The 24,952-nt window shown below is 56.7% G+C and carries 20 protein-coding genes and 1 pseudogene; 9 read left to right on the top strand and 12 right to left on the bottom strand.

Going from position 1 to position 24,952, the window contains the following annotated elements; all coding sequences use genetic code 11:
• Positions 1–154 precede the first annotated feature (154 nt).
• Positions 155–2,254, top strand: coding sequence for an elongation factor G (gene fusA, locus UR504_RS00290; protein WP_127731047.1), 2,100 nt, complete (start codon positions 155–157; stop codon positions 2,252–2,254).
• Between the two features lie 35 nt (positions 2,255–2,289).
• On the opposite strand, the gene UR504_RS00295 is transcribed toward fusA, so the two are convergent.
• Positions 2,290–2,862: a flavin reductase family protein gene (locus UR504_RS00295; protein WP_127731045.1), complete on the bottom strand. Its 573-nt coding sequence runs from the start codon at positions 2,860–2,862 to the stop codon at positions 2,290–2,292.
• Between the two features lie 108 nt (positions 2,863–2,970).
• Here UR504_RS00295 and nhoA point away from each other — a divergent pair, with 108 nt between their 5' ends.
• Positions 2,971–3,816, top strand: coding sequence for an N-hydroxyarylamine O-acetyltransferase (nhoA, locus tag UR504_RS00300; protein ID WP_302235442.1), 846 nt, complete (start codon positions 2,971–2,973; stop codon positions 3,814–3,816).
• A 34-nt stretch (positions 3,817–3,850) separates the two neighbouring features.
• Here nhoA and UR504_RS00305 read toward each other — a convergent pair whose 3' ends face one another.
• A complete protein-coding gene (locus tag UR504_RS00305) occupies positions 3,851–4,444 on the bottom strand; it encodes a TetR family transcriptional regulator (protein WP_115875218.1) in 594 nt (197 codons plus the stop codon).
• A gap of 116 nt (positions 4,445–4,560) precedes the next feature.
• Between UR504_RS00305 and UR504_RS00310 the strand changes: the two genes are divergently transcribed.
• A complete protein-coding gene (locus UR504_RS00310) occupies positions 4,561–6,048 on the top strand; it encodes an MFS transporter (protein ID WP_302235443.1) in 1,488 nt (495 codons plus the stop codon).
• A gap of 89 nt (positions 6,049–6,137) precedes the next feature.
• Positions 6,138–8,021: pseudogene (locus tag UR504_RS00315) on the top strand (potassium transporter Kup).
• Between the two features lie 16 nt (positions 8,022–8,037).
• On the opposite strand, the gene UR504_RS00320 reads toward UR504_RS00315, so the two are convergent.
• The 7 genes from UR504_RS00320 to UR504_RS00350 are packed head-to-tail and all read right to left on the bottom strand — an operon-like array spanning position 8,038 to position 14,488.
• Positions 8,038–9,264, bottom strand: a complete 1,227-nt coding sequence (locus UR504_RS00320; RefSeq protein ID WP_320739130.1) for a Zn-dependent hydrolase — start codon at positions 9,262–9,264, stop codon at positions 8,038–8,040.
• Entirely contained in the window at positions 9,261–9,743 is a 483-nt protein-coding gene (locus UR504_RS00325; RefSeq protein WP_249575988.1) for an L-2-amino-thiazoline-4-carboxylic acid hydrolase, read from the bottom strand. The genes UR504_RS00320 and UR504_RS00325 overlap by 4 nt, the downstream gene beginning before the upstream one ends.
• 17 nt (positions 9,744–9,760) lie before the next feature.
• Positions 9,761–10,918 carry a branched-chain amino acid ABC transporter substrate-binding protein gene (locus UR504_RS00330; protein ID WP_302235445.1) on the bottom strand — a complete coding sequence of 386 codons (1,158 nt, stop codon included), beginning with the start codon at positions 10,916–10,918 and terminating at the stop codon, positions 9,761–9,763.
• Positions 10,919–10,946: 28 nt separating this feature from the next.
• Entirely contained in the window at positions 10,947–11,666 is a 720-nt protein-coding gene (locus UR504_RS00335) for an ABC transporter ATP-binding protein (protein WP_302235446.1), read from the bottom strand.
• On the bottom strand, positions 11,659–12,426 hold the full coding sequence (locus UR504_RS00340) for an ABC transporter ATP-binding protein (RefSeq protein ID WP_302235447.1): 768 nt from the start codon (positions 12,424–12,426) through the stop codon (positions 11,659–11,661). The genes UR504_RS00335 and UR504_RS00340 overlap by 8 nt, the downstream gene beginning before the upstream one ends.
• The gene (locus UR504_RS00345; protein ID WP_302235448.1) at positions 12,423–13,529 is read right to left on the bottom strand and encodes a branched-chain amino acid ABC transporter permease; all 1,107 of its coding nucleotides are present in this window, start codon (positions 13,527–13,529) and stop codon (positions 12,423–12,425) included. The genes UR504_RS00340 and UR504_RS00345 overlap by 4 nt, the downstream gene beginning before the upstream one ends.
• An 8-nt stretch (positions 13,530–13,537) precedes the next feature.
• On the bottom strand, positions 13,538–14,488 hold the full coding sequence (locus UR504_RS00350; protein ID WP_302235449.1) for a branched-chain amino acid ABC transporter permease: 951 nt from the start codon (positions 14,486–14,488) through the stop codon (positions 13,538–13,540).
• A gap of 170 nt (positions 14,489–14,658) precedes the next feature.
• Between UR504_RS00350 and UR504_RS00355 the strand changes: the two genes are divergently transcribed.
• Positions 14,659–15,603, top strand: a complete 945-nt coding sequence (locus UR504_RS00355; protein ID WP_115875199.1) for a LysR substrate-binding domain-containing protein — start codon at positions 14,659–14,661, stop codon at positions 15,601–15,603.
• Between the two features lie 53 nt (positions 15,604–15,656).
• Here UR504_RS00355 and UR504_RS00360 read toward each other — a convergent pair whose 3' ends face one another.
• Together UR504_RS00360 and yddG are read right to left on the bottom strand one after the other, a co-directional pair.
• Positions 15,657–16,766, bottom strand: a complete 1,110-nt coding sequence (locus UR504_RS00360; RefSeq protein ID WP_115875197.1) for a porin OmpC — start codon at positions 16,764–16,766, stop codon at positions 15,657–15,659.
• Positions 16,767–17,396: 630 nt separating this feature from the next.
• On the bottom strand, positions 17,397–18,275 hold the full coding sequence (gene yddG, locus UR504_RS00365; protein ID WP_115875195.1) for an aromatic amino acid DMT transporter YddG: 879 nt from the start codon (positions 18,273–18,275) through the stop codon (positions 17,397–17,399).
• Positions 18,276–18,496: 221 nt separating this feature from the next.
• Between yddG and fdnG the strand changes: the two genes are divergently transcribed.
• The 3 genes from fdnG to fdnI are packed head-to-tail and all read left to right on the top strand — an operon-like array spanning position 18,497 to position 23,089.
• Entirely contained in the window at positions 18,497–21,544 is a 3,048-nt protein-coding gene (fdnG, locus tag UR504_RS00370; protein ID WP_302235450.1) for a formate dehydrogenase-N subunit alpha, read from the top strand.
• An 11-nt stretch (positions 21,545–21,555) separates the two neighbouring features.
• Complete coding sequence (gene fdxH / locus UR504_RS00375) at positions 21,556–22,440, top strand: formate dehydrogenase subunit beta (protein ID WP_302235451.1); 885 nt, start codon at positions 21,556–21,558, stop codon at positions 22,438–22,440.
• Positions 22,433–23,089 (top strand): formate dehydrogenase-N subunit gamma, encoded by a 657-nt coding sequence (gene fdnI / locus UR504_RS00380; RefSeq protein ID WP_302235452.1) that lies wholly within the window; start codon positions 22,433–22,435, stop codon positions 23,087–23,089. The genes fdxH and fdnI overlap by 8 nt, the downstream gene beginning before the upstream one ends.
• Before the next feature lie 58 nt (positions 23,090–23,147).
• Here the strand turns inward: fdnI and ppk2 are convergent, their stop codons facing one another.
• The gene (gene ppk2, locus UR504_RS00385) at positions 23,148–23,966 is read right to left on the bottom strand and encodes a polyphosphate kinase 2 (protein WP_302235453.1); all 819 of its coding nucleotides are present in this window, start codon (positions 23,964–23,966) and stop codon (positions 23,148–23,150) included.
• Positions 23,967–24,304: 338 nt separating this feature from the next.
• On the opposite strand from ppk2, the gene UR504_RS00390 reads away from it, so the two are divergent.
• On the top strand, positions 24,305–24,811 hold the full coding sequence (locus UR504_RS00390) for a YbjP/YqhG family protein (protein ID WP_302235454.1): 507 nt from the start codon (positions 24,305–24,307) through the stop codon (positions 24,809–24,811).
• The last annotated feature ends 141 nt before the right edge of the window (positions 24,812–24,952 follow it).

Raw genomic sequence — 24,952 nt, forward strand, 5'->3', positions numbered from 1 at the left:
CCTGCGTATGGCGTCAGATTGAGCTATATCAACAATAGGTCAACCCTTAAAAAATAGTTCGATAATACTCGTACAATAGGACTATTATAGCAAACGAACGAATGCACGACCATCCTGGTCGTCACAGACAAGTCATAAGACTTAAGGAAATATCATGCCCCGACCCATCCCTCTCGAACGTTATCGCAACATCGGTATCTCCGCGCATATCGATGCCGGTAAAACCACTACCACTGAGCGCATCCTGTTTTATACCGGGATGAGCCACAAGCTGGGTGAAGTACACGATGGCGCGGCAACCACAGACTGGATGGCGCAGGAGCAAGAGCGCGGGATCACGATCACCTCGGCGGCCGTCAGCTGCTTCTGGCCGGGTATGGACAGAGGATATGAACCGCACCGGATCAACATCATCGACACCCCGGGGCACGTGGATTTCACCATTGAAGTGGAACGTTCCATGCGCGTGCTCGACGGCGCCGTGATGGTGTATGACTCCGTGGGCGGCGTGCAGCCGCAGTCGGAAACCGTCTGGCGTCAGGCCAATAAATATCACGTTCCGCGTCTGGCCTTCGTTAACAAAATGGACCGTCCGGGTGCCGATTTCTTCCGCGTCGTGCGGATGATGCAGGAACGCCTGAAGGCCAATCCGGTGCCGATTGTCATCCCGGTAGGCGCAGAAGATCGTTTCACCGGCGTGGTGGATCTCATCAAGATGCGCACTATTCTGTGGGACGATGCGACGCAGGGCATGGTGTTTACCTATGCGCCCGTGCCGGACGATTTAGTCAGCACCGCCCAGGAGTGGCGTGAAAAAATGGTCTCTGCGGCAGCGGAAGCCAGCGATGAACTGATGGACAAATACCTGGAAACGGGCGACCTGTCGGAAGCGGAAATCATCAAAGGGCTGCGTATTCGCACTATCTCGGGCGAAATCCAGCCGATGCTGTGCGGCAGCGCGTTCAAAAATAAAGGCGTGCAGCGCATGCTCGATGCGGTGATTGAGCTTATGCCGTCGCCGCTGGACGTGCCTGCTATTGATGGCGTGGATGAAAAAGGGCAGCACGCGGAGCGTCATCCGAGCGATGATGAGCCGTTCTCGGCCCTGGCGTTCAAGCTGATGAGCGACCCGTACGTTGGTCAGCTGACCTTTATCCGCGTGTACTCGGGCGTGCTGCGTAAAGGCGACGCGGTGTATAACCCGGTGAAAGGGAAGAAAGAGCGTATCGGGCGTATCGTGCTGATGCATGCCAACGATCGTCACGAGGTGGACGAACTGCGCGCGGGGGATATCGCGGCCTGCGTGGGGCTGAAAGACGTGACCACCGGTGACACGCTCACCGATCCGAACGCCGTCATTACGCTTGAGCGCATGGAGTTCCCGGATCCGGTGATTTCGCTGGCGATTGAGCCGAAAACCAAAGGCGATCAGGAGAAAATGGGGATCGCGCTGCAGCGTCTGGCGGCGGAAGATCCGTCTTTCCGCCTGCATACTGACGAAGAGTCCGGCCAGACCATTATCTCCGGGATGGGTGAGCTACATCTTGAGATCATCGTCGACCGCATGAAGCGTGAGTTTGGCGTCGAGGCGAACATTGGTCGTCCGCAGGTAACCTACCGCGAAACCCTGCGTAAAACGGTGAAGGATATCGAAGGCAAATTTGTCCGTCAGTCCGGCGGCAAAGGGCAGTACGGCCATGTGGTGCTGAGCCTGGAGCCGCTGGAGCCTGGAAGTGGTTTTAAATTTGAAGATGCCACCAAGGGCGGCGTGGTTCCGCGCGAGTATATTCCGTCCGTTGAGAAAGGGCTGCGGGAAGCGATGAACAGCGGCGTGCTGGCCGGCTATCCGGTTGTAGACGTCAAAGCGACGCTGACGTTTGGCTCGTATCATGACGTTGACTCCTCGGAGATGGCGTTCCGCATGGCGGCGATCCTCGGCTTTAAAGAGGGCGCCCGCAGGGCGGACCCGGTGATCCTTGAGCCGATCATGCATGTGGAGGTGGAAACGCCGGAAGAGTACGCCGGTAACATCATGGGCGATCTCTCTTCCCGTCGCGGTATGGTGCAGGGGATGGCGGAGCAGTACGGCAGCCAGATTATTCGCGCTGACGTGCCGCTGGCCGAGATGTTTGGCTATGCCACGACATTGCGCTCGATGTCCCAGGGACGCGCGACGTATACGATGGAGTTCCATCATTTTGCGGAAGCCCCGCGGAATGTTGCGGATGAGATTATTGCGCGTCGTGCGAAGTAATACGGTCACCCTCTCCCAACAGGGGGAGGGTTTTCTCAATCCAGCGCCTTCACCATCTTCCCGCTCGCCACAAACGTCCCGGCCCCAAGATGATGCAGGGTATTCAGCTTATCCCCGTCAAACTGCCAGCGTCCGGCGACAAACGCGCGTTCATCAGCTGCCGCTGAAACCACTTCACCAAACAGCGTATCGTATTTTTCTGCCGCGGAGGTGACGGGTAGTAACCGACACTCCATCCACGCCAGACATTTTTCTTCAATCATCGGCAGGCCAAGCTCAGGACCGTTCACCACCGGGATCCCGTAGCAGTTGAATTTGTCTTCATCGCGCCCGCTGACGCTACCGACCGCGTATGTCCAGTTGGCCGCCGCCACGCCGGGGATGACGATGCCAAACTTCCCGCTGCGCTCGATCAGCTCGCGTGACCAGGTACTTTTATCCACGACGATCGCGATGCGCGGCGGTTCAAACTCAACGGGCATTGACCATGCGGCGGCCATCACGTTACGTCTGTCGAGGCTTTCATCCCGACTGGTGATAAGCACAGTAGGGCCGTGGTTCAGCAGACGGCTGGCATGACGTAATTCAACAGGGCGAAAGTGGCTCATAGGATCTCCTCATCTACACCGATGATTATGGCGAAAAAGCACGTAAATCAAAGTGAGTGGGTAAAATTAGTTTATAAACAGAACATCACAATCAAAGGAAACTGATGCATGTCCCCATTCCTGACCGCCTTTTTCGCCCGCATCGGCTGGACGCAGCCGACACGGGTGGATATCGATACCCTGCGCGCGCTGCATTTACATCACAACTGTGCGATCCCTTTTGAGAATATCGATGTCGTTCTGCCGCGCGAAATCCAGCTTGACGATCGGTGCCTCGTTGACAAGCTGGTCACCGCACATCGCGGAGGCTACTGCTTTGAGCAAAACGGCCTGTTCGAGCGCGTATTGCGTGAGGTCGGATTTACGGTGCGCAGCGTGCTGGGACGCGTGGTATTAGCGAGTCCGCCGCAAATGCCGCCGCGCACGCATCGCCTGCTGCTGGTTGAGCTTAACGGTGAGCGCTGGATAGCCGATGTCGGGTTTGGCGGCCAGACGCTGACGGCGCCGATTCGCCTGCTCGCTAATGAAGAACAGGAGACGCCGCACGGGCTGTACCGTCTGCTGAGCGAGGGCAACGACTGGGTGCTGCAGTTCCGTCACCACGAGCACTGGCAGTCGATGTACCAGTTTGACCTGACGACGCAGTATTTCAGCGATTACGTGATGGGGAATTTCTGGTCGGCGCACTGGCCGCAGTCGCATTTCCGTCATCATCTGTTGATGTGTCGCCATCTGCCGGACGGCGGCAAGCTGACGCTGACCAACTTCAACTTTACCCACTGGCAGAATGGCCATGTGGAGGAGCAGATCCATTTGCCGGATGCCGAGGCGCTTTACCAGTTGATGCAGGAACGCTTTGGACTGGGCGTTGACGATGCAAAACACGGATTTTCCCTGGCGGAGCTAACGGCGGTAATGGCGGGCTTTGATACACATCCTCAGGCCGGGAAATAATGCGCAAAGAGGGGGCTGTTGGCCCCCGACAACTTCACTTCTGAGACGGGGGAGTAAATAACTCGAGGGTGATTAATTTATCCAGATGATTGTTAAACGCGGTTTCATCCATTTCGGGCATGTTTAAGATATACATCCCGTCAAGACCGCATACCAGGCCAATCAAGCGCCAGGCGATATTTTCTGCCCGATCGCCAGGACGAAATACCCCGGCCTCCGTTCCCGCGCCGATCAGCGCCACCGTTTCCTGATGCCACATTTCCATGGTCATCACATAGGCGCCTTTGATATCGGCATCGCGGCTGGCCAGGATCTGCGCTTCGCGCCACAGGCGAATATAGGGCTCGAACCTGCCGTCATCGCTGCCGAGCATGGCATGAAGCTGCTCCCGCCATCCCGCCTGTTTACCCGCGACATCCGCATCTAACAGCTCGCGAATTAACCGTACGAAGGCCAGCGATTTTAGCTCTCCGCCAGAGGTAAAATGATGGTGAACCTGTCCGGTCGCAACCCCGGCTTCAGCCGCAACGCGGCGTACCGTCATTGCCGCCAGTCCTTCGGCCAGCGCCACGCGCATGGCGGCCTGTAAGATGGCTTCGCGCCGTTCATCCTTGCTCAGATATCGCATCGTTACTCACTCTCAATGGGAACGAAACGAGTGTAACAAAAAGCTGGACACGCGTTCAACTTTACGTAGGATCGCAATCTGGACATGTGTCCAGGTTTAAACTGAAAAGGAAATTTATGTTTCGTCAGTGGTTAGCGTTAGTGATTATCGTGCTGGTGTATATCCCGGTCGCGATTGACGCGACGGTGCTGCACGTGGCGGCGCCAACATTGAGCATGACGCTGGGCGCCAGCGGTAACGAATTATTGTGGATCATCGATATCTACTCGCTGGTGATGGCGGGTATGGTGCTGCCGATGGGCGCCCTGGGGGATCGGATTGGTTTTAAACGACTGCTAATGATTGGCAGCACGCTGTTTGGCCTGTCGTCGCTGGCGGCAGCGTTTGCCCCTTCAGCAGGATGGCTGATCGCGGCGCGCGCCTCGCTGGCGATCGGTGCTGCAATGATCATTCCTGCCACCCTGGCGGGGATCCGCACGCTGTTTACCGACGCGAAAGATCGCAACATCGCGCTCGGCGTCTGGGCGGCGGTCGGTTCCGGCGGGGCGGCGTTTGGCCCGCTGATCGGCGGTATGCTGCTGGAGCATTTTTACTGGGGATCGGTGTTTTTAATCAACGTGCCGATTGTGCTGGTGGTGGTTTCGCTGGCCGCGCGTTTTGTCCCTCCTCAGCAGGGACGCCCGGAGCAGCCGCTGAATATCAGCCATGCCATCATGCTGATCGTGGCGATTTTGCTACTGGTCTACAGCGCCAAAACCGCGCTAAAAGGCGCGCTGTCGCCGTGGCTGGTAGCTTCCGCGCTGGTGACCGGCTCGGTGCTGCTGTTTATCTTCGTGCGTATTCAGCTGCGCGCCCGCGTGCCGATGATCGACATGCGCCTGTTCTGTCACCGCATCATTCTGAGCGGCGTGGTGATGGCGATGACCGCCATGATTGCCCTGGTCGGGTTTGAGCTGCTGATGGCCCAGGAGCTGCAGTTTGTTCACGGCTTTACGCCGTTTGAAGCGGGCATGTTTATGCTGCCGGTGATGGTCGCCAGCGGGTTCAGCGGGCCGATCGCGGGCGTGCTGGTTGGGCGTTTGGGGCTACGCATCGTCGCGGCCGGCGGCATGGGGCTCAGCGCCGTCAGTTTTATCGGCCTGTCGACGCTCGACTTCAGCACGCAGCAGTGGCAGGCGTGGGGGCTGATGGTGCTGCTCGGCTTCAGTGCCGCCAGCGCGCTGCTGGCTTCGACCTCGGCAATTATGGCTGCCGCGCCGAAGGAGAAAGCCGCCGCAGCGGGGGCGATTGAAACCATGTCCTATGAGCTGGGGGCCGGGTTGGGGATTGCCATTTTTGGTCTGCTGTTGACCCGCAGCTTCTCGGCGTCGATTGAGCTGCCGCAGGGGCTGAACGCCTCACTCGTCGACAAAGCCTCGTCATCGATTGGTGAAGCAATGAAGGTGGCGCAGAACCTGACGCCGTCTTTGGCTGAGCCAGTGATTGAGGCGGCGAAAAGCGCGTTTATTACCTCCCACAGCGTGGCGCTGGGCAGCGCGGGCGGAATGCTGCTGTTGCTGGCAGTGGGGATCTGGTTTAGCCTGGCGAAGGTCAATCCGCAGTAAACAGCGCAGTAAAACAGGGCGAGCGGTTGGCGCGGGCGGGGCTGATGGGCTATGTTTTTTACAGGATTATCTGACTCTTGCTGGAAAATATGAGCTCTCGCCACAGCAGTGATGCGTCCCAACCGCTTTCCCGGTTAACCCTGCTTGCGGGGGGCGCGCTGGGCGTCGTTTTTGGTGATATCGGTACCAGCCCGCTTTATACCTTCCGGACGGTGCTTTCGCTCTCAGAGCATGACCCTACGCCAGGCGTCATCCTGGGCCTGCTCTCTCTTATTACCTGGACGCTTATCCTGGTAACGTCCATCAAGTATGCCGCCTTCGCCATGCGAATTGATAATCATGGTGAGGGGGGCATTATGGCCCTGATGTCGCTTCTGGTGGAAAAAGGCAAAGGCGGTCGCTGGGTCATTTTTGCTGCCCTCATCGGCGCCGCGTTAATTTACGGAGATGGCGCGATAACCCCAGCCATCTCCGTGCTTTCCGCTCTGGAAGGGCTGGAGATGGTCATTCCGGAGTCCCAGCCGTACATATTACCCCTGACGGTGGCGGTGTTACTGGCGCTGTTCCTGATCCAGCCTTTTGGTACCGCCCGCATAGGGAAGATATTTGGCCCGGTAATGGCGCTGTGGTTTCTGGCGATTGCGGTCCTGGGCGTGCGGGGGATTGTTCAGCACCCCTCGGTATTGCTGGCTCTCAATCCTGCGTACGGCATCGCGTTTTTGTTTTCGAACGGGTACACCAGTTTCCTGGTCCTGGGCGGCGTATTTCTCTGCGTGACGGGGGCCGAGGCGCTGTATGCCGACATGGGGCATTTTGGTAAAAAGCCCATCTGGCTTGCCTGGTACGGCATCGTCTTTCCTTCGCTGCTGCTCAACTATGCTGGTCAGTCAGCGCTGATTCTGGCCGGTGCCGACAGCAAACAAAATCTATTCTATACGCTCTGTCCGCCAGCCCTGCAGGTACCGCTCATCATTCTTGCCGCGCTGGCGACGATCATCGCCAGTCAGGCGATTATTACCGGCGCTTTTTCCATGACGCGTCAGGCGATTCAGCTCGGCTGGCTACCTCGATTACGCATCAAGCAGACGGCGGCAGAAAGCTACGGTCAAATTTATATCGGGATAATCAACTGGCTGCTGATGGTAGTAACCATCGGGCTGGTGGTGTTCTTTAAATCCTCAGATAAGCTTGCCGCGGCGTACGGCATTGCCGTGTCATTAACCATGCTGATGACTACGGGGCTGTTGTTTGTGGCGATGCGGGAAGTGTGGCGCTGGAGCCTGGCCAGCAGCGCGGTTATTGCCCTCTGTTTTCTGGTAATTGATGCCACATTCTTATTTGCCAATCTGATTAAGGTCCTGGAGGGCGGCTATATACCGCTGCTGATGGCCGCAGCTATTTGTACGGTGATGCTGATTTGGCACCGCGGCGTTAAGGCGGTATCCGCATCGGTGGGCGAGAAGGGCGTCAGCGTGGATGCGTTCTTTGCCCAGCTTCAGCAAAAGACGGTGCCCAGAGTGGCGGGATCTGCCGTCTTTTTGACCCGCACGCAGAACAATATCCCGCCGGTAATGCGCTGGCACGTCGCGCGAAACCGGGCGCTACAGCAGGACGTGTTGTCGCTGACCATTGATATTCTCAACGTTCCCTACGTCGGGGAAGAGCAGCGTATCAGGGTGGAATAGCGCGCGCCGGGCTACTGGCACGGCGTTGCACAGTATGGCTTTATGGAACACCCGGACATCCCGCGTTTGTTGCAGGGCGTCAGCGAGATTAACGCGCTTTTCGCCACCGATGACGCCACCTGGTATGTCGGGCATGAAACCATTGTGGCAGGCGAAGGCGGGTCCGGTATGGCGGCCTGGCAACGGCACATATTTGCCTTCATGAAGCGCAACTGCACGCACGTCATCAACCACTACCATCTTCCCAGCGATCGGGTGGTTGAAATTAGCCGACGCGTTGCCGTCTAGTGTCGCTCGCGCCGTTCTAGCTCTCCTGGGCCGCGGACAGGACGCTATGCAGCAGCACGTTCGCCCCTTTCTCGGACCACTCAGGGAGGATCCTCTCCGCTTCGTTATGGCTGACGCCTTTCACGCAGGGGATAAAGATCATGCTGGCGGGCGCAATTTTGCTGACATAGCAGGCGTCGTGTCCTGCACCGGAGACCATCGGTTTCGACGAATAGCCCAGTTCTGCCACGGCCTTCTCCGAACGCGCCAGGCATTCGGCATCAAACGCGATGGGCGCGTAGTCAAAAATGCGTTCAACGGTAGCCGCCACGCCGCGCAGGCTCAGGCTTTCAGCCACCTTATGCAGCGCCGCCTCCATGGCTTCCAGCGCCGTTCGCACCGGATGGCGAAACTCCACGCTGCATACCACGCGAGACGGCACGACGTTGCGCGAGTTTGGCGTAACCTGCGCCATACCGATCGTCGCACGTCCGTCCGGCGCATGCCGATAGCCGATATCTTCCACCTTCAACGCCAGCTCGGCGAAGGCGGTCAGCGCGTCGCGGCGGCTGTGCATCGGCGTCGTTCCTGCATGGGCGGCAAATCCGTCCAGCGTCAGAGTAAACCAGCGCTGGCCCATGGCCGCGCGGACGAGCCCGATATCCAGACCTTCGTCTTCCAGAATCGGGCCCTGTTCGATGTGCAGCTCGTAGCAGGCGTGAACCGGAAACGCGCGGGCAGGGGCTTCACCCCAGTAGCCGATGTTATCCAGGGCTTCACCTACGGTGATACCGTCGATATCCGCGCGGGCATGGGCGTAGGCTTCGCTAAATTGCCCCGTCCAGACACCTGATGAGAGCATGGCTGGCGCAAAGCGCGCGCCTTCTTCGTTAGTCCAGTTCACCAGCACAACGTCACGCTCGGTCTCAACGTTATTATCGTTAAGGGTTCGCAGCAGCTCCAGCCCGGCCAGCACGCCGTAAACACCGTCGTAGTTCCCTCCCAGCGGCTGGGTATCCACGTGCGAACCGGTCATGACTGGGGCAAGCTGCGGTTTTTTCCCGGCGCGACGGATAAACATATTGCCCATGCTGTCGACGTCACAGGTAAAACCGGCATCCAGCGCCCAGTCGCGCAGCAGGTTGCGCGCAATACGATCTTCCTCGCTCAATGCCAGACGGGTGACGCCACCGGCGGGCGTGCCGCCGATCTGCGCCATCATCTCAAGCGTTGACCACAGCCTTTCGGCGTTGACGCGGATCATGTCTTGTCCTTAGTGCTGCGGTAGCGGAAATCACAGCACGCGCCGCCCTGCATAATGGTGGTGGTGCGGGTTAGCTCTACGTCGGGCGCATAGCCAACGATAAATTTTTCATCGCGCGCGCAGGAGAGCAGGTGACCAATCTCGCCCAGCCCCATCTCGTGATACATCTCCGCGTAGCGACAGCGGGTGACGTTGTAGTTGTACTGCTGGTCGTCGGCGTCGATCACCTTGACCTCCAGGGCATTATCTTTCTCCCACAGATACTGCAGGGCGATAAAGCTTTTTACGTCCGCGCCGTTGGGTTCTTTGCTGGCAAACGCTTTGCCTGCGTCAATTGCGGCCTGCTCAATAGCCTCGCCAATCACCGCCTGGGCGCGGGCTTTCCCTATCTCGCGCACCAGGATTTCATAAATTGGCTTAATAATTTCGGCTTCAATTTTGCGGCGGGCGAGAATGCCCAGCTCGTTATTATCACTCATCACATTGCCTCGCTGCGTTACTTCGCTTTTGTGCCACCCAGCACGGTCTGCGGCTGCCATTTGCCGTCGACAACCTTATAGACCGTGAACGACGGCGATTTCAGGTTACCTTCTTTATCAAATGCGATCTGTCCGGTGACGCCGGAATAGCTGATGGCGCGCAGGGCTGGCAGATAGTCTGAGGGCTCAACGGAGTTTGCTTTTTCCATTGCCGCAACCAGCACGCGGGTAGCGTCATAGGCGAACGGGGCGTGCAGTTCGATATGAGTGTGGTAGCGGGACTGATAGGCCTGTTCGAATGCCTTTCCACCCGGCATCTGGTCAACGGGCAGGCCCGGCTCCAGTGCCACAACGCCTTCGCCTTCTTTCTGTGCCAGCTGCAGGAACGTCTGGCTGACGAATCCGCCTGCGCCCATCAGCGTGGCGTTCATGCCCAGCTGTTTGATGCGACGGGCCAGCGGTGCGGCCTGGCTGTCGACGCCGCCGAAGAAGATCAGATCGGCGTTTTTACTGCGGATGGCGGTCAGCACGGCGCTGAAATCGACCGTTTTGTCATCCACGTACTGACGATCGACAATTTTCACGCCCTGCGCTTCAAGCGATTTTATAAACTGGTCTGCCAGACCCTGACCGAATGCGGTACGGTCATCGATCACCGCAATCCGTTTGGCTTTCAGGGTATTTACCGCGTACTGGCCGGCGAGCTGGCCGCCGTCATCGTCGTGGCCCATCACGCGGAAGCTGGTGTCAAAACCCTGTTTGGTATAGGCGTGACCTGTCGCGACCGGTGCCACCTGGGCGATGCCCGCATCGTGATAAACGCGGGCCGCTGGAATGCTGGTGCCGGTGTTCCAGTGACCGACCACGCCCGCCACGCCGCTGTCCACCAGACGCTGTGCGACGGCTACGGCGGTGCGCGGGTCAGACTGATCGTCTTCGGACTGCAGCTTGAAGGTCACCGCTTTGCCGCCGATGGTCGGGTGCTGCTTGTTAATGTCGTCAATTGCCAGCTGCGCGCCGTTCTCCAGATCTTTACCGATACGGGCAGACGGGCCGGTCAGCGGCCCCGCCAGACCGATGAGCACGGTTTCACCGTCGGCGGCCCACGCGGACGTGGAGGCAAAACTACCGAGCAGAATAGCGGCGCTGAGCGCACTGATTTTTACTGTTTTCATGGTATTTCCCTGATGTTGGCTGGTGTGGTTAAACGGGCATTTCGCCCAAATAAATCTGTGCAATCTGGTCGTCGTTAAGCAGCGCTTTCGATTCGCCATGATGAACAATGCTGCCGCTGTCCATCACCCACGCGCTGTCGGTCACTTCCAGCGCGAGCCGGGCGTTTTGTTCGATGAGCAGCAGGGCGACGCCGCGCTCGCGCAGCCCGGCGATGACGGCAAAAATGTTCTCGACCATCTTCGGGGCAAGGCCCATCGACGGTTCGTCGAGGATCAGCAGGCGCGGGCGGCTGAGCAGGGCGCGGTTAAGGGCCAGCAGCTGTTGCTCACCGCCGGACAGCAGGCCGGCAAGCTGATGCTGGCGTTCGCCAAGGCGCGGGAAGCGCTCGAACACCTCGTTCATCTCACGCTTGACGGTGACAGTGTCACGCCTGAGCCAGGCGCCCATCTGCAGGTTTTCCAGTACCGTCATGCGGGAGAAGATCCCGCGGCCTTCCGGGACCATCACCAGTCCGTCGCGAAGCAGGGCCTCCGGGCTCTGTTTACGCACCGCTTTACCGCTGAATTCAATACTGCCGCTAAAACTTTCCAGCCCGGTAATGGCGCGTACGGTGGAGCTTTTCCCCGCGCCGTTCGCACCGATCAGCGTAGCCTGTTCGCCCTCGCGCAGGGTAAAGGAGACATCGCGTACGGCCTGAATGCCGCCGTAATGCACGTCCAGACGTTCTACCTTAAGTAATTCAGACATGAGCGTGACCTCCAAGCCAGGCGGCGATCACTGCCGGGTCGCGCCGCACGCTCTCCGGCGTGCCGCTGGCAAGCGTTTTGCCGTAATCAAGGACCGTCAGGCGGTCGCTGATGCCCATCACCAGCTTGACGTCATGTTCAATCATCAGCAGGGTTTTGCCGTCATCGCGGATGCGGATGAGCAGTTCGCCGAGCGCCACTTTTTCCGCCGCGTTCATCCCGGCGGCGGGCTCGTCCAGCGCCAGCAGCAGCGGATCCGTTGCCAGCGCGCGGGCGATCTCAAGGCGACGCTGATGACCATAGGCCAGATCGCAGGCGCGATAGTGGGCGAACTGCGCAATGCCGGTGTACTCCAGCCAGTGCCAGGCCAGTTCGCGGGTCTGCTTTTCTTCCTCGCGAGCGTGTTTGTGGCGGCTCAGCGCGGCCCACAGACCGTTACGGGTGCGCACGTGGCGGCCCACCATCACGTTTTCCAGCACCGACATCTCGTTGAAGAGGCGAACGTTCTGGAAGGTGCGCGCAATTCCTGCGGCGGTGACTTTCTCAATGTGCTTTGGAAAATAGGGCTTATCGGCAATGGAAAATTCGCCGCTGTCCGCCGGATAAAGCCCGGTGATCAGGTTAAAACAGGTGGTTTTTCCCGCCCCGTTAGGACCAATCAGGCCGTAGATCTCGCCCTTGTTCACGGTAATGGAAACGTCATCCACGGCGGTAAGGCCGCCGAAGCGTTTTGTCATGTTGCGTACGGTTAACAGGCTCATGCTTTCGCCTCCTTGTGGTGTACCGGCCAGATCCCGGACGGACGCACCAGCATCACCAGCACCAGTGCCAGACCATAAAACAGCTGACGCAGCACTTCCGGGTCAATCAGCACCGTACCGAACAGCGCCTGCTGAACCGGCGCTGCCTGGCTGCGCAGCAGTTCCGGCAGGGCGGTAAGCAGTACCGCGCCGAGGATCACCCCCGGAATGTGCCCCATACCGCCCAGCACCACCATCGCCAGTACGGCAATGGATTCCTGTAACGTGAAGGATTCCGGGGAGACAAATCCCTGAAACGCGCCGAAAAGCGCACCCGCTACGCCGCCAAAGGAGGCCCCCATCGCAAAGGCGAGCAGCTTATAGTTACGCACGTTGATGCCCATCGCGCGGGCTACATCTTCATCCTCGCGGATAGCGTGCCAGGCGCGACCAATACGGGAATGCTGCAGGCGCAGGCAGACAAAAATAATTGCCACAATCACCAGCATCAGCAGGTAGTACCACAGCCACAGGGCGGGTACTTTGAAACCAAACCAGTGGTAGACGCCGCTAAACTTCAGGCCGAACAGGTTCAGCGTATCCACTCCGGTTATGCCCTTTGCGCCGTTGGTGATGTTCACGGGACGGTCTAGGTTGCGCATCAGGATGCGGATAATTTCGCCGAAGCCAAGGGTCACTATCGCCAGGTAGTCTCCGCGTAGCTTCAGCGTGGGCGCTCCAAGTAAAATGCCGCAGACGGCCGCGACGAGCGCAGCCAAAGGAATAATCAGCAGATATGACGTGTGCAGCCCGTCCGGGAACCAGACGCCAAGAACAGGAAACACCTCCAGCAGGTGTGGGGAGGCCATCAGCGCAGCGAGATAAGCGCCAACCGCGTAAAAGGCGATAAAGCCCATGTCCAGCAGGCCGGTATAGCCCACCACAATATTGAGCCCCAGAGCCAGCATGATGTAGAGCAGGGCGAAGTCGATAACGCGCACCCAGTAGTTGCCGCCAAGCTGCGTGGCCACCACGGGAGCAACCAGCAGCGCGAGGCAGAACAGGCTCATGCCTGACCAGAATTTGCGCGTCGTCGCCGGAGTCTGGAGTTGAAGTGTTGTCATGGTATTCCTTACGCCCTTTGCGCCACGCGCTCGCCCAGCAGGCCAGCCGGACGGAAGACCAGCACCAGAATCAGCACCATAAAGGCAAAGACATCCTGATAGTTGCTGCCAAATACGCCGTGGGTCAGTTCACCCAGGTAGCCCGCGCCCAGCGCTTCGATAATGCCGAGCAGTATCCCGCCGATCATGGCGCCACGAATGTTGCCAATGCCCCCCAGCACGGCGGCGGTAAAGGCCTTGATCCCGGGCAAAAAGCCCATCGAGAAGCTGGCGTTGCCGTAGTTGCTCGCCATCATTACGCCTGCCAGCGCGGCGAACACGCCGCCAATGGTAAACGTCAGGGTGATAATGGCGTTTGGGTTAACCCCCATCAGCGTGGCCACGCGCGGGTTTTCCGCCACGGCGCGCATGCCGCGCCCCAGACGGGTGTATTCCACCAGCAGCCACAGCCCGGTCATCACAGCCAGCGCCAGCGCCACGGTGACAATTCCGGTAACGGTCACGATGGCGGGCGGGTGCGCTTCGCTGCCGGACGTGACGGCGATAGGGTCCATCGGCAGGATCTGCGGGAACATCAGCGGGTTGCGCGTCCAGATAATCATCGCCACGGTTTGCAGCAGGACGGAGACGCCGATACCCGAGATCAGTGGCGCCAGGCGCGGTGCGTTGCGCAGTCGACGGTAGGCAAAGCGTTCAACGGCCATTGCCAGCACGGCGCAAACGGCCATGGCAATCACCAGGGCAACGCCAAGCTGCAACAGCAGCGGCATGTGTGGAAAGGTGGTATTCAGGGCGTTTATGGCGGAGAGCGTGGTGAGCGCACCGACCATCAGAATATCGCCGTGAGCAAAGTTAATAATGCGCAAGATGCCATACACCATGGTATAGCCCAGCGCGATCAGCGCGTAGATGCTGCCCAGCATCACACCGTTGATCAGTTGTTGTATGAGTGTATCCAACGTCCGTACCCGCAAAGTGCTCGTTCTGCGGCTACCATCCAATAAATGAATTAAATTGTAAAATACGCATCTATTATTTCTTATGATAAATAAATATTGTTTTATCTCTATGATTTATATGAAAATAGTTAATGCCTGCTTTTGGGTGAAAAGCCTAAAGAAATCAACATATGAATAAAACAGAACAATTGGCGAGCCTGGCGGCGTATGCAGAAAGCCGACTGGCAAACGATCCGCCGCTTCGGGCCGTACGTGCGTTCGAGGCCATCGCCCGGCTGGGCAGCGTCACGCTGGCCGCGCAGGAGCTGGACATCTCTCCGTCGGCCGTTAGCCATCAGCTCAGGGTGCTTGAAGGGTATCTGCAAATGCCGCTCACGGAGCGTCAGGGGCGCAGGCTGGTGCTGAGCCAGCACGGGCGGGAATACTACCGCTCTATCCGCGCGGCGTTTAACGTGTTGCGCCAGGCAACGGAGCACCTGGCGGAGCAGGCGCAAACGCGTCAGGTCACCATCAGCCTGATCCCACTTTTTGGTATGGGGTGGTTTATCCCACGTTTGCCTGCGTTTATGCGCGCCAATCCGCAAACAGAGATCAACGTGGTGTATGCCAACCATCGTAACTATCTGAGCGACGCGTCGGATATGTCGATTCGTTTTGGCAACGGGCAGTGGGCGGGCTATCAAAGCGAAAAGCTGATTTCCGGTCAGATGGTCCCGGTGTGCAGCCGCGCGTTTTTGCGCATTCATGGCCATATCGACACGCCCGAGCAACTGCTGCAAATGCCGCTGCTGCACGATGAGGAGCGCACCACATGGGCGCAGTGGTTTGTACAGCAGGGGGTGAAGCGCCCCGTGCGCCGCAGCGGTCCGATGTTTGAGGACGGTCTGCTGACGCTGGCGGGCGTTCAGGCTGGTCTGGGGTGTGCGTTAATGCGTGAGCCGCTGATTGCGCCTTATCTTGAGAGCGGCGAACTGGTGAAGATATTTGACCTGCCGATTGATGACGGGCGCGACTATTATCTCTGCGTGCGTACTGACTCAGAGATGACTGAAGACGGCAAGCTGCTGCAAAACTGGCTGCGTCGGGCGGCGGGTGGGGAGTCGTCTGGCGGGTAAAAGAGGGAGATAAAAAAGCCAGCTTGTGCAGCTGGCTTTTGTACAGACAAGATTTAGAACTGGTAGGTCAGACCCAGCGCAACGATGTTGTCGGTACCGATGCCTGCCTGGCGAGTGAACTGGTTATCGTCGAGCAGGTTGATTTTGTAATCCACGTAGGTGGACATGTTTTTGTTAAAATAGTAGGTCGTGCCAACATCGATGTATTTAACCAGATCCTGGTCGCCGAAGTTTTCGATGTCTTTACCTTTAGACTGCAGGTAGGCGATGGATGGGCGCAGGCCAAAGTCGAACTGATACTGAGCCACAACTTCGAAGTTTTGCGCCTTGTTTGCAAAGCCGTAGATGTCGCTGCGATTACCGTTAGAGGTACCGAAGCGGGTTGCGTTATAGGTCTGAGAGTACTGTGCCGCGAGGTAAATGTTGTTCGCGTCGTATTTCACACCACCACTGTATACTTCTGCGCGGTCGCCTTCACCGTATACGCCAGCCGCATTCTGGTCAGCGGTACGACGGGAAGAGGACATTGCACCACCTACGCTGAAGCCTTCGCCCAGATCGTAAGTCAGGGACGCGCCGTAGCCGTCACCGTTCTGGTTCAGCAGGCTGCGGCCGCTGGTGTTTTCACCGCTTACGCTGCCGTTTTTGCCCTGGTACTGCAGAGCAAAGTTCAGGCCGTCAACCAGACCAAAGAAGTCCTGGTTACGGTAGGTCGCAACGCCGTTAGCACGAGACTGCAGGAAGTTGTCGGCACCGTAGGTGTCACCGCCGAATTCTGGCAGAACGTCGGTCCAGGAAGTCACGTCGTAAATTACGCCGTAGTTACGACCGTAATCAAAGGAGCCTGCTTCCGCGAACTTCAGACCTGCAAACGCCACACGGGTCCAGGACTGGTTGTCGCCTTCGTCTTTGTTACCCTGAATCTGGTATTCCCACTGGCCGTAGCCGGACAGCCGATCGTTAACCTGGGTTTCGCCCTTGAAGCCGATACGCATGTAGGTTTTATCGCCATCTGCGCCAGCGTCATCAGAGAAATAGTGCAGACCTGTTACTTTACCGTACAGATCCAGCTTGTTACCGTCTTTGTTGTAAATTTCGGCAGCATTAACAACGCCTGCTGCCAGCATGGAAGTGACTGCCACTGCAACTAATTTAAGTTTCATCTTAAATATTCCTTATAATTTTTTTCAGTATTTCCTGAACCACTGTGAACGATTTCTAAACGAGGCTGTTCGTCAATGGCATGCTATTTTTAAGAATCTCGTAGTCTTATTTCAATAATAAGTTTCAAAATATTAGAGATAATTTCAATTAGTGTGATCTCGATCGTGCGAAAAGGCGATTATTCAAACAATATGGCCGGAATTTATACGATTAATGGTTATTTAGTCAGTGGGATTATTGCTTTTAAGATAATTTCTGATGGTTTTAGTCTATTGTGTTAAATTTCGCAATTTCCGAGGGTTTGGTGGGGGCGATATCGCCTGTTTCTCCTTAAAAACAATGGGTTGATTTAATTTTCCAACGTCTATTTCGTATATTTCATTAAAACGGCCAGGGCTGAATTATTGCAGGTAATGCTATCCAGAGCGTTAATGTTTATTACTGACTAATTTCACTTGGTTGTCAGTTTATGTCAGCTCGCTTCAGGTAACTTTACAGAAGGCGCTCAATATAAACCGAACTTAAACAGACGCTCTATTATTATGATAAATATTCTGAGGAGCGATCATATTTTAAATTTATGTTAATTATGTTGCCGGGTTGAAATTAACCCGGCCGCTGGAGAGGCGCTATTGTCTTGTTGCGTACCAGCAGAGCAACGACCCGGCGCAGACCATTAGCGCCCCTTGCCAGAACGAGAATGAAAGGGGGGAGCTTAGCACCGCGGCGGCAAGCGCGGCAGAGAGCACAGGGGTAAAATAGGATACGGCAGCCAGAACCGTGACGTTCCCGTGCAGGATGCCAATATTCCATGCGGCGTAACCAAACCCAAGCGCGATCCCGCACATGACGAGCTTCACCACCACCGGAAGCGTGAACACCATCTCGGGCTGATCGCTCAGAAAATATTTTACCCACAGGCTCAGCGCGGTCAGCAAAACAAACAGGGTAATACCGTTTTGTCCTTTCGCAAATTTGCTGGTGACGGTGCAATAGGCGGCCCAGATAAAGGCCCCGGCAAACGCCAGCGCGTAGCTCAGAGGGCTGGAAACGACATTGCGGGTTATTTCCTCAAGGTGTAATCCTTCTTCGCCGCCCAATACCCAGCAGACGCCCAGCAGCGAAATGACCAGGCCGGGGAGCACCCACAGGGTAGACTTTTGCCCGTTGAACAAAATCGCAAATACGATCGTCAGGCTTGGCCAAAGGTAATTCACCATACCCACTTCAATCGCCTGAGCGCGCGTTGCGGCATAGCCCAGCGACAGCGCCAGACATATTTCGTAGCTGACAAATAAAACGCTGCCGGCAATAAGATAGCGGAGTGAAAACCGCCTGAGATCAGGAAATCCTACCGTCACCAAACACAGTAATCCGCTGAGGGTGTAGATCATCGCCGCACCGCCTACCGGCCCAAGCCCCTCACTCACGCTGCGAATAAGGCCGACCATGGTGCTCCATAACAATATCGCCGCCAGCCCAATAAGCGTTGCTCTCTTTCTGTCCATTACTTCGTCATCGCAATAAAAATCAGAGGGAAAATGTATCGCAATCATCCTGATGCTGTCGTGAATTATTCTCTTAAACCGTTAATCAAAAAGGGGTAATGAAATGTTCCGGGGTTGACTATTAAGGGGGGGAAGGCAGATGACCTTGATTTGACGCAAAAAAATCAGGGGCTTTGCTGTTAGTTTGCGGCGCGAAATGTTTTCAGATAACGAGGACAACAATGGACGTCAGCCGCAGACAATTTTTTAAAATCTGCGCGGGCGGTATGGCCGGAACAACGGCAGCCATGCTGGGATTTGCCCCCAAAATGGCGCTGGCTCAGGCACGCAACTATAAGCTGCTGCGCGCGAAAGAGATCCGTAACACCTGCACATACTGCTCCGTGGGTTGTGGGCTTTTAATGTATAGCCTGGGCGATGGTGCGAAGAACGCCAGAGAAGCGATTTACCACATTGAAGGGGATCCGGATCATCCGGTGAGCCGCGGGGCGTTATGCCCGAAAGGGGCGGGGCTGCTGGACTACGTTCACAGCGAAAACCGCCTGCGCTACCCGGAATACCGCGCGCCGGGTTCTGATAAATGGCAGCGTATCTCCTGGGATGAGGCCTTCTCCCGTATAGCAGCGTTAATGAAAGCCGACCGCGATGCCAACTTTATTGAAAAGAACGCGCAGGGCGTAACGGTCAACCGCTGGCTTTCCACCGGGATGCTGTGTGCCTCTGCGGCCAGTAATGAAACCGGCATGCTGACGCAAAAGTTTGTGCGCTCTCTCGGCATGCTGGCGGTAGACAACCAGGCGCGCGTCTGACACGGACCAACGGTAGCAAGTCTTGCTCCAACATTTGGTCGCGGTGCGATGACCAACCACTGGGTTGATATCAAAAACGCGAATGTCGTGGTGGTGATGGGCGGTAACGCCGCTGAAGCCCATCCGGTGGGGTTCCGCTGGGCGATGGAAGCGAAAAACAACAACGATGCGACGCTTATCGTCGTCGATCCGCGCTTTACGCGTACGGCATCGGTGGCCGATATCTATGCGCCGATCCGCTCCGGTACGGACATTACGTTCCTGTCCGGCGTGCTGCTGTACCTGATCGAAAACAACAAAATCAACGTGGAATACGTTAAGCACTACACCAACGCGAACCTGCTGGTGCGGGATGATTTTGCCTTCGATGGCGGGCTGTTTAGCGGCTATGACGCCGAAAAACGCCAGTACGATAAAACGTCCTGGAACTATCAGTTCGATGAAAACGGCTATGCGATGCGCGATGAAACGCTCACACATCCGCGCTGCGTGTGGAACCTGCTGAAGCAGCACGTCTCCCGCTATACGCCGGACGTCGTGGAGAACATCTGCGGCACGCCGAAAGCGGACTTCCTGAAGGTGTGTGAAGTGCTGGCCTCCACCAGCGCCGCCGACAGAACTACCACGTTCCTGTACGCGCTGGGCTGGACGCAGCACACCGTGGGCGCGCAGAACATCCGCACCATGGCGATGATCCAGCTGCTGCTCGGCAATATGGGGATGGCCGGTGGCGGCGTGAACGCGCTGCGCGGTCATTCCAATATTCAGGGCTTAACCGACCTCGGCCTGCTCTCGACCAGCCTGCCGGGCTACCTGACGCTACCGTCTGAAAAGCAGACGGATCTGCAAACGTATCTTGAGGCCAATACGCCAAAAGCGACGCTGCCGGATCAGGTGAACTACTGGAGCAACTATCCGAAGTTCTACGTCAGCCTGATGAAATCCTTCTACGGCGATGCGGCGCAGAAAGAGAACGACTGGGGCTTTGAGTGGCTGCCGAAGTGGGATCAGGCTTATGACGTCATCAAGTATTTCAACATGATGGATAAGGGCGACGTCACGGGGTATATCTGCCAGGGCTTTAACCCGGTAGCCTCCTTCCCGGACAAGAACAAAGTCGTTCGCAGCCTGAGCAAGCTGAAGTACATGGTCGTTATCGATCCGCTGGTGACCGAGACCTCCACCTTCTGGCAGAACCACGGGGAATCAAACGATGTCGATCCGGCGTCGATTCAGACCGAAGTGTTCCGCCTGCCGTCCACCTGCTTTGCGGAAGAGGACGGCTCTATTGCCAACTCTGGCCGCTGGCTGCAGTGGCACTGGAAAGGGCAGGACGCGCCGGGCGAAGCGCGTAACGACGGCGAGATCCTCGCCGGGATTTACCACCGCCTGCGCGAGATGTACCGCACCGAAGGCGGTAAAGGCGCGGAGCCGCTGCTGAAGATGAGCTGGAGCTACAAGCAGCCCGATCGTCCTGAGTCAGAGGAAGTCGCCAAAGAGAATAACGGCGTGGCGCTGGCGGATCTGTATGACCCGAGCGGCAACCTGGTGGCGAAAAAAGGCCAGCTGCTGAACAGCTTTGCGCTGCTGCGCGATGACGGCACCACGGCATCGTCCTGCTGGATCTACACCGGCAGCTGGACGGAGCAGGGTAACCAGATGGCCAACCGCGACAATGCCGACCCGTCAGGTCTGGGCAACACCCTGGGCTGGGCATGGGCGTGGCCGCTGAATCGTCGCGTGCTGTACAACCGTGCATCGGCGGATATTAACGGCAAGCCGTGGGATCCGAAACGCATGCTGATCCAGTGGAACGGGGCGAAATGGACGGGGAATGATATCCCTGACTACAACACCGCCGCGCCGGGCAGCAGCACCGGGCCGTTTATCATGCAGCCGGAAGGGCTGGGACGCCTGTTTGCGCTCAACAAGCTGGCGGAAGGGCCGTTCCCGGAGCATTACGAGCCGATGGAAACGCCACTGGGGACCAACCCGCTGCACCCGAACGTGGTCTCCAGCCCGGTGGTGCGTATCTACGAAGACGACGCGCTGCGTCTCGGCAAAAAGGACAAATTCCCGTACGTGGGAACGACCTACCGCCTGACCGAGCATTTCCATACCTGGACCAAGCACGCGCGGCTTAACGCCATCGCGCAGCCGGAACAGTTTGTGGAGATAAGCGAGACGCTGGCGAAGGCGAAAGGCATTGCCAACGGCGATCGCGTGAAGGTGAGCAGCAAGCGCGGCTTTATCCGCGCGGTGGCGGTGGTCACCCGCCGCCTGCAGTCGCTGAACGTGCACGGCCAGCAGGTGGAAACCGTCGGTATCCCGCTGCACTGGGGCTTTGAAGGCGTGGCGCAGAAAGGCTACATCGCCAATACCCTGACGCCAAACGTTGGGGATTCCAACTCGCAAACGCCGGAGTACAAGGCGTTTCTGGTCAACATCGAGAAAGCGTAAGGAGCGATTCAATGGCGATGGAAACACAAGACGTTATCAAACGCTCCGCGACTAACCCGATAACGCCCGCGCCCCGCGCGCGGGACTACAAGGCAGAGGTCGCCAAGCTTATCGACGTCTCCTCCTGCGTGGGCTGTAAGGCCTGCCAGGTGGCGTGCTCGGAGTGGAACGACATCCGCGACGAGGTGGGGCACTGCGTTGGGGTCTACGACAATCCGGCGGATCTGAGCGCCAAATCCTGGACGGTGATGCGCTTTAGCGAAACCGACCAGAACGGCAGGCTGGAGTGGCTCATCCGCAAAGACGGCTGCATGCACTGTGAAGACCCGGGCTGCCTGAAGGCGTGCCCGTCTGCCGGCGCGATTATTCAGTACGCCAACGGGATAGTCGATTTCCAGCAGGACAACTGCATCGGCTGCGGGTACTGCATTGCGGGGTGTCCGTTTAATGTCCCGCGCCTCAATAAAGAGGATAACCGGGTATACAAATGCACCCTGTGCGTGGACCGCGTCAGCGTCGGGCAGGAGCCTGCCTGCGTGAAGACCTGTCCGACCGGGGCTATCCACTTCGGCACCAAAAAAGAGATGCTGGACGTGGCGCAGGCGCGGGTCGACAAGCTGAAAGCGCGCGGCTACGAGAATGCGGGCATTTATAACCCGCAGGGCGTGGGCGGTACGCACGTGATGTATGTGCTGCACCATAGCGACCAGCCCGAGCTGTACCACAACTTGCCGAAGGATCCGGCGATCGATACCTCCATTAACCTGTGGAAAGGGGCGCTCAAGCCGCTCTCCGCGGCGGGCTTTATCGCCACCTTCGCCGGGCTGATTTATCACTACATCGGTATCGGGCCAAACAAAGAGGTGGACGAGGACGAGGAGGAACATCATGAGTAAGTCGAAAATGATAGTGCGCACCAAATTTGTCGATCGCGCCTGTCACTGGACAATAGTTATCTGCTTCTTCCTGGTGGCGGTATCGGGAATTTCGTTCTTCTTCCCGACGCTGCAGTGGCTTACCGAAACCTTCGGTACGCCGCAGATGGGGCGCATTCTGCACCCGTTCTTCGGCGTGCTGATTTTCGTGGTGCTGATGTTTATGTTCGTGCGCTTCGTCCACCACAACATCCCGGACAAGCAGGATATCCCGTGGGTGAAAGGGATCGTCGAAGTCCTGAAGGGCAACGAGCACAAAGTCGCGAAGGTGGGGAAATACAATGCCGGGCAAAAGATGATGTTCTGGACCATCATGAGCATGGTTTTTGTGCTGCTGGTGACCGGGGTAATCATCTGGCGACCGTATTTTGCGCATTATTTCCCGATTCAGGTGGTGCGCTACGCGCTGCTGATCCACGCCACGTCTGCCATCATTCTGATTCATGCCATCCTGATCCACATGTATATGGCGTTCTGGGTAAAAGGGTCAATCAAAGGGATGATTGAAGGGAAGGTTAGCCGCCGCTGGGCGCAGAAACACCATCCGCGCTGGTATCGTGATGTGGAACGGCTGGAAGCGAAACAGGAAAGTACGGAAGGGATTAAGTAAAACCTGCGCCGTCGGCTTTGCCCGGCGGCGCTGCGCTTGCGCGGGCCTACTCTTTAAATCAGAACCTCTCTTCCACATAGCGGAACGGGTATTTCGTGGGTTTGACTTTGCCGATTTTGCGCTTCGGTAAATCCACCTTGTCGATGTGAATTTCTTTATACGGTATCTGCGAAAGCAGATGCGAAATAATATTCAGGCGCACGCGTTTTTTATCTTCAGAGCGTGCCACAAACCACGGCGCCCAGGCGGTATCGGTGGCTTCAAACATGGCGTCGCGCGCAAGGGTATACTCATCCCACAGGTTAAAGGATTTAATATCCATCGGTGATAGCTTCCAGATTTTACGACCATCGTTAATACGGTCGCGCAGGCGCCGCTCCTGCTCTTTCGGCGTCACCTCCAGCCAGTACTTCAGCAGGATAATTCCGGCATCGACCATCGCTTTTTCCATAACCGGCGCGCCGTCCAAAAATTTCTCTGCCTGTTCTTCCGTGCAGAACCCCATCACCCGTTCCACGCCCGCGCGGTTATACCAGCTGCGATCGAAGATCACGATTTCGCCAGCCGAAGGCAGATGCGGCACATAGCGCTGGAAGTAGAGCTGGCTTTTTTCCTTTTCCGTCGGGGCAGGGAGCGCAACAACGCGAAACACGCGCGGGCTGACGCGCTCGGTGATCGCTTTAATGGTACCGCCTTTGCCGGCACCGTCGCGACCTTCAAAAACAATACACACTTTTAACCCTTTGGCGACGACCCACTGCTGGAGCTTAACCAGTTCAACGTGCAGGCGGCGGAGCTCTTTTTCATACTCTTTGGTCTTAAGCGGTGCATTCGTTACGACATCAACAGCGACAGGGGCTTTCTTTTTGCTTCCCATGATTGTCATCCTCAGGTTGTCCGGCGTGGAAAAAGCGAGGCCGCACTATGAAGTGTAATCCACCTGATATTAAACGTATTGTTTTTAGGTAATTAATGTCACGACACTTTTTTAAGCAGATACAGAGGTATTAACGAAGGTGCTTAGCACCTGTTTCCCTATGCAGATGCAATAAAATCAGCACATTTAATCCCACGCTCTATATGTGGTTAATGTGATAATTTCATTCTTATTTACTTAAAGGAACTAAGAATGAGTTGGAATAAAGACGCTGCGGTTTCTTATCTCCTTCACACGCTCTGGGGTGCTCTCATAGTGAATGTGCTGAGGATGCACTGATGAAAAGAATATTTTTATCATTCGTTATGTTGCTGGTGGGATGTAGTTCGGCTGCCAATCTAGAACGTAGCGCACAAGACGCTACTGAATCATTTTATAAATCCTATCTTTCCGTATTCGGCAGCGATGAAGCCAGGCCTTATGCTGCCGATGAACTGCACAAATATATTTCTGCTGATACTATTGCTCGTATCAATGCTATTCAGGAAATCTCTGAACAAGAGTTAATAGAGTCTGACTATTTTACGTATACACAAGATTACTCCCGTGAATGGATACCTGCGTTACGAGTGGAAAACGCCAGACCATTTTTAAACGGTGAAGCAGTCCAGGTTTTTGAAGGGGCGGGTAACGGGAGAAGCATTCACCTGGAGGTATTTCTTCGTCGTGAAGATGATGCATGGAAAATTTACCGCGTTCGTGACGTAACGAACAATCACGAGCACCCAATTTTCAATGCTGGCGCGATTACACGCGCTAAAGCAGCGGCAGAAAGCACACCGTAAAAGCCAGACCTTAAACCCTTTAAAGCCCTGACGCCTGCCGGGGCTTTTTGTTTTCCATTGCCCCGTGTCGCGGTTGGAGAAAACTCCTGAATTAATGGATTAACCTGTCAGCCATCTGATTTGAACTGGCTCACCATACAA

The sequence above is a fragment of the Enterobacter sp. 241F3 genome, assembly GCF_034106785.1.
GTDB lineage: Bacteria > Pseudomonadota > Gammaproteobacteria > Enterobacterales > Enterobacteriaceae > Enterobacter > Enterobacter vonholyi.